Consider the following 5,105-nt stretch of genomic DNA (forward strand, 5'->3'; position numbering starts at 1 on the left):
ATGTTCACTCTTCAGCTTGCTGCTTCTAATTTTGGCCCCCGGCTGCTACGCAATTTTCTCCAAGATACGGCTAATCAAGTTGTTCTAGGCACATTCATTAGTACATTCATCTACTGTTTGCTCGTGCTCCGTACTGTTCATGGAAAGGGAGACGGGTACAGTCAATTTGTTCCACAACTCTCAGTCACAGTCGGTATTATACTGGCAGTTTTTAGTATTGGTGTTTTCATTTTTTTCATACATCACGCATCAACCAGAATACAGGCATCTTACGTCATTGATGGCGTGAGTTCCGAATTAGATCAAGCAATTGATCGCCTCTTTCCAAAAAAAATTGGACATGGTAACCCTGAATATATAGTCAGTCAATTTGGAGACATCCCAACTTCTTTTGAAGATCTTGCTAGACCCATTAACGCCACTGGCAAAGGTTATTTGCAAGCAATTGATAACGAAAAATTGTTGAAGATTACCAGTAAGCACAATTTACTCTTACGTATAAGCTCTCGACCGGGAAACTTTATTTTCAAGGACAGCCTTCTGGTTATGGCTTACCCTGAAGAACGAGTCAACCGAAAAATTAGTAAACAAATCAATGATGCCTTTATTTTGGGTAAGGAACATACTGAGCAGCAGGATATAGAGTTTCCTTTTAATCAGTTGGTGGAGATTGCGGTGCGAGCGCTATCCCCTGGAATCAATGACCCATTTACTGCAATTCAGTGTATTGACCGACTTGCATCGGGGCTGTCTTGTCTAGCCCAAAGGGATTTTCCTTCACCATACCGCTATGACCAGGATAACAACTTACGGGTGATCACTGACCCAGTGACATATGAGGAATTGGTTGACCTTGCTTTTAACCAAATCCGGCTGTATGCACGTTCTGATAGAGCAGTAACTCTTCGTTTATTGGAAGCGATCGCCATAATTGCTACTTACACTGACAACTCAAAATATCAAGCAGTTTTACGACGCCACGCTGAGATAATTTTGCGAGGTAGTAAAGAGGGATTACAAGAAGAACAAGATCGTAAAGACGTACAACAGCGCTATGACAGCGTAATTCGAGCGTTAGAAGGTAAGTAAGTGGGCGTAAATAAACATAACTATACTTTTGTCCGCAGCGTAAAGCCCTGCGGGCATAGCTGCGCGTCGCGCGTAGCGTCTCGTAGAGAGAAGGAACGGCGTACCCCTGTACCCCTGCGCTTAAGCAAGCTACGCGAACGGACACGCTTTGCGAACGCAAAGTTTGGCGCTTTTTACATTTTGTTACATAGCTAGGTTTATTCGTATCAAGGTTGCCAATTTTTGGATTCAAAAACATCTGTCGTCACCCAAACATCTCAAATAGTTAATAATACAGACAAATTCATTGGTAAAACTGTGACGATTAGAAGCGTACCTATTGATAAAATTGGTACGAGTTCATTCACAGTAGCACCATCTACAGTGACAATTCATGAGGGTGAGACGGTCGTAGTGTACGGTGAAGTTCGTCCGTTTGTTGTTACTACAATTGACCGAGATTACCACCTTACCTGGGATCTGAATGTGAGAAAGCAGCTAGAGAAGGAGTATACTAACAAGCCGGTATTAATCGCTGAAACTATATATCCTTCGACTTAACGTGATAATCAAAGTCTGTAGTCCGAAACTTTTTTTCAAAGGGGAACTGCTCAACGCTAGATTTATAGTCTACCATGCAAACCTCGTTTGCGAACTGTTATGGGATGATGGTGAAATAATCTATATCCTAGATGTTTTACCCAGTCAAGAATAAATAACAAGCATAAAGAATATCCCCATACTATAGCAGCCAAACCCCAACCGATAGGAGACATAAGTCCAAAACCGAATATAGCGACTAAACTAGCAAGAGTCTGAGTACCAAAAATAGCTAATAGCAAAATATTTGCTGGTCTTTCTGTCCAGAATGATTTTTTTGTGCGAGTGACAAAGATTGTTAAGTGACCTGCAACCGAAAGTTTTAAGTAAACTAGCGTCTGTAGTACTTCTGAATTAAGTTGTAGTAATTCTCTACCTATGTAAAAGATGCCGAAAGAACCGAACACGCTCGCAATTCCAATTAAGGAGGAAACACTTAAGACAACGAACATATCCCAAGTGGCAGGTTTGTTGTTAGGACGTGCTTTATCATACGCGATCGCTAAAATTGCCCCATCGTTCAGTAAAGCCAGCAGCACAATCATTATCGCTGTCATAGGATAGAAATTGAAAATTAAAATTGACAGCGTTAAAAAAAATAGAATATCGATTGTCTCGGCAATTCTGTATAAAACATAACTATACATTCGTTGAAAAATTTTGCGGCTTTCTCGAACAGCATCAGCAATGACAGTCAGCCCCGGAGCCAGTAAAACAATATCAGCAGCAGCACGAGCTGCGTCAGTTGCACCAGAAACAGCAATACCCACGTCTGCTTTTTTCAACGCCGGTGCATCATTGACACCATCGCCCGTCATCCCAACAATATGACCTCGATGTTGTAGTGCTTCGACAATGTAGTATTTATGTTCAGGAAATACCTGACCAAAACCATCGGCCTCTAACACAGCATCACCAAGCTGCCCCATTTGATGAGTATCACTTGTACTAAATAGCTTAGCATCAAGAATGTTACTTCCTAGTCCTAATTGCCGACAAGTTTCTTTAGCGATCGCAACTTGATCGCCAGTGAGCATTTTTACTTTCACACCCAAGCGTTTTAAGTCTTCAATAACTAGTTGAGAGTCACTACGAGGTGGGTCAAACAGTGGTAAAACACCTAGAAACTGCCAATTCCCTTGAGTATTAGTTCGAGCAACACCTAACGCTCGAAAGCCTCGTTTAGCAAAATTATCAATGGTTTTATTAACAAATTCTTCAATTTCAGAATTATTGCCAGATAGAGCTAAAATAACCTGGGGCGCTCCCTTGCTAACCTTGAACTCTTGACCATCAACTGTGGTGATAATTGCTTCCGTGCGTTTAATCACCGGGTCAAAGGGTAAAAAACGAGTGACTTGGTAATTAGAAATCTGCTGTTTATCTTTTAAGCCTGTCATTATTGCTCGGTCGATTGGGTCTTCATCGAAATCGTGGGAGGCTAAAGTTGCTGCCAAAATAACTTCATCAGGAGTGACATCACCTAAACTGACTGGTTCTCCTAAAGTCAATTGGTTTAAGGTCAAAGTACCAGTTTTATCCGAGCAGAGAATATCCATCCCTGCAACTTCCTCAATTGATTCCAGACGACTGACAATTGCTTGTTTTTTTGCTAAAGCTTGTGAACCAATAGCCATTGTTGCGGATAATACTGCTGGCATGGCTACAGGGATAGAAGCTACAGTCAAAACTAAAACAAATTTCAAAATGTGGAGTAAGCTATCGTGGCGATAGAGAGCGACAAAGACAATTAGCACTACCAGCACTAAAGCAGTAGCAATTAAAAAATTACCAATCTTCAGGATAGTTTGTTGAAAGTGACTGTGAATAGTAGCAGTATCCACTAAACTTGCGGTTTTACCAAAGAAGGTATTTGCACCTGTGGCATAAACTAACCCATCGATTTCGCCTCGTTTCACAACCGACCCAGAGTAGACAGCATCTTCACTTTCTCGTGTTACTGGTAAAGATTCGCCAGTTAAAGCCGCCTGATCAACTTCAATAGAGTCACCTACAAGCAACCGTGCATCAGCTGGAAGGACATCACCAATTCGCAAGTGAATAATATCTCCCGGTACTAGTTCACGAGCAGGAACTGTCATCCATTGACGATCTCGCTTGACACGAGCATTGAGAGCGAGTTGACCTTTGAGAGCAGCAATAGCATTTCCCGCCTCAAATTCCTCCCAAAAGCCTATGACGCCATTAACCACTAGCAAGACTAAAATAATCGCAAAATCGACCCAATCTTGCACTATAGCTGACAAAATTACAGCTATTTCAATCATCCAAGGAATCGGTCCCAAAAAATGGGAGAAAAACTGCTGTAAAGCACTGGTTTTTTTCTCAGATAGTTCATTGTAGCCGTAGCTGGCTAGACGGCGTTGGGCTTCCTCATGGGTGAGTCCGTGTTCTAAAGAAACTCTTAATTCAGCTTGTAGTTTTTCAAGACTTAGGGTTGCTAAATCTTCAGACTCGGTTTTGGATTCGTTATGAAATCGCTTATGAGGCTGATGTTTCATATTTCAAAGGGGACGGCTTACGAAGGTAGATATTTGTTAAGGATTTCAGCCGATACCTAAATACTGACACGACCGAACTACGCTAGATATTTGCAAAGATTTTCAACGATTTTCCAACCAAACAGTTCAGCAGAATAGGTATCGAAAAGCTATTAAATATCATAACAGTAAGTAAGTGGTGGAAATAAAACCAATATAGTTGATTATTGTTAGAAACTCCAAAGCCTTGTCGTGATAAGATTAGAAGAATTTTACGATTTGTTGCATCGTGAGAAACTTGCCGTACACCTACTTAATATTCTCCCTTAGTAAAGGCTGTAATATTCTAAAAATTGACACAACTTGTTCATATTTCTGCCATATCAAATTGCTAGTCGAAAAGCGTTGGCTTCACAAGCGATAAATTCAATTATTCAGCTATAGGACTTATTAGCGTGGCTAATGGAAGCCTTCACACCAAGAGGTTGAAAGTTAAAAGATATTAGATTCAGCTTAGTTGTGACTTTTGAAATTAGAACATTGATTGGTACGTCCAAAGGTCAAGATATTAATCATGTCGTAAAAATTCAGAATTTATAAAGGTTCGGGATGGGGTCTACCTTGCTCGGCAGAGCGAATTTCTTAGTTGAGGCAAGCTGTTCTCGATCAGGGGGAGAAATTTCTGCATTGGGCAAGCTTTTAACGATTTGTTTAAGCTCAGTAGAAGTGAGAGATGTAACCAATGAGAGTGGTAGTGGTTCACGACTGATCCCATTGACATAATCTGCACTCAAATATCTATGGTAATTTGGCTGATCGGCAACATAAGTTTGGAAGAAGGGAATACTTAAAGCTTTAATGTAGCTACGTGCTAATGCAGGATCTGGACCAATAACGTTTGTCGGAATCGGCACAGCTGCGTCTGGTGATTCTCCT

The 5,105-nt window shown here is 41.0% G+C and carries 3 protein-coding genes and 1 pseudogene; 2 read left to right on the forward strand and 2 right to left on the reverse strand.

Features of this window, described 5'->3' with window-relative positions; genetic code table 11:
- A partial coding sequence (locus tag G4P69_RS35430) for a DUF2254 domain-containing protein (RefSeq protein WP_208354614.1) occupies positions 1 to 1,089 on the forward strand: 1,089 nt, incomplete at its 5' end.
- Positions 1,090 to 1,311: 222 nt separating this feature from the next.
- Positions 1,312 to 1,629, forward strand: coding sequence for a hypothetical protein (locus tag G4P69_RS35435; RefSeq protein WP_208354616.1), 318 nt, complete (start codon positions 1,312 to 1,314; stop codon positions 1,627 to 1,629).
- 62 nt (positions 1,630 to 1,691) lie between these two features.
- Here G4P69_RS35435 and G4P69_RS35440 read toward each other — a convergent pair whose 3' ends face one another.
- Both G4P69_RS35440 and G4P69_RS35445 read right to left on the reverse strand, forming a co-directional pair.
- Positions 1,692 to 4,190 carry a plasma-membrane proton-efflux P-type ATPase gene (locus tag G4P69_RS35440; protein ID WP_208354618.1) on the reverse strand — a complete coding sequence of 833 codons (2,499 nt, stop codon included), beginning with the start codon at positions 4,188 to 4,190 and terminating at the stop codon, positions 1,692 to 1,694.
- A gap of 566 nt (positions 4,191 to 4,756) precedes the next feature.
- Positions 4,757 to 5,105 (reverse strand): annotated as a pseudogene (locus G4P69_RS35445) (hypothetical protein); the annotation flags it as partial.

Origin of the sequence: Aetokthonos hydrillicola CCALA 1050, from assembly GCF_017591665.1 — a bacterium.
GTDB lineage: Bacteria > Cyanobacteriota > Cyanobacteriia > Cyanobacteriales > Nostocaceae > Aetokthonos > Aetokthonos hydrillicola.

What these genes read in the sequence shown, in the direction of transcription:
- G4P69_RS35440 (WP_208354618.1), bottom strand. Translation starts at nt 4,190, where the DNA reads ATGAAACATCAGCCTCATAAGCGATTTCATAACGAATCCAAAACCGAG.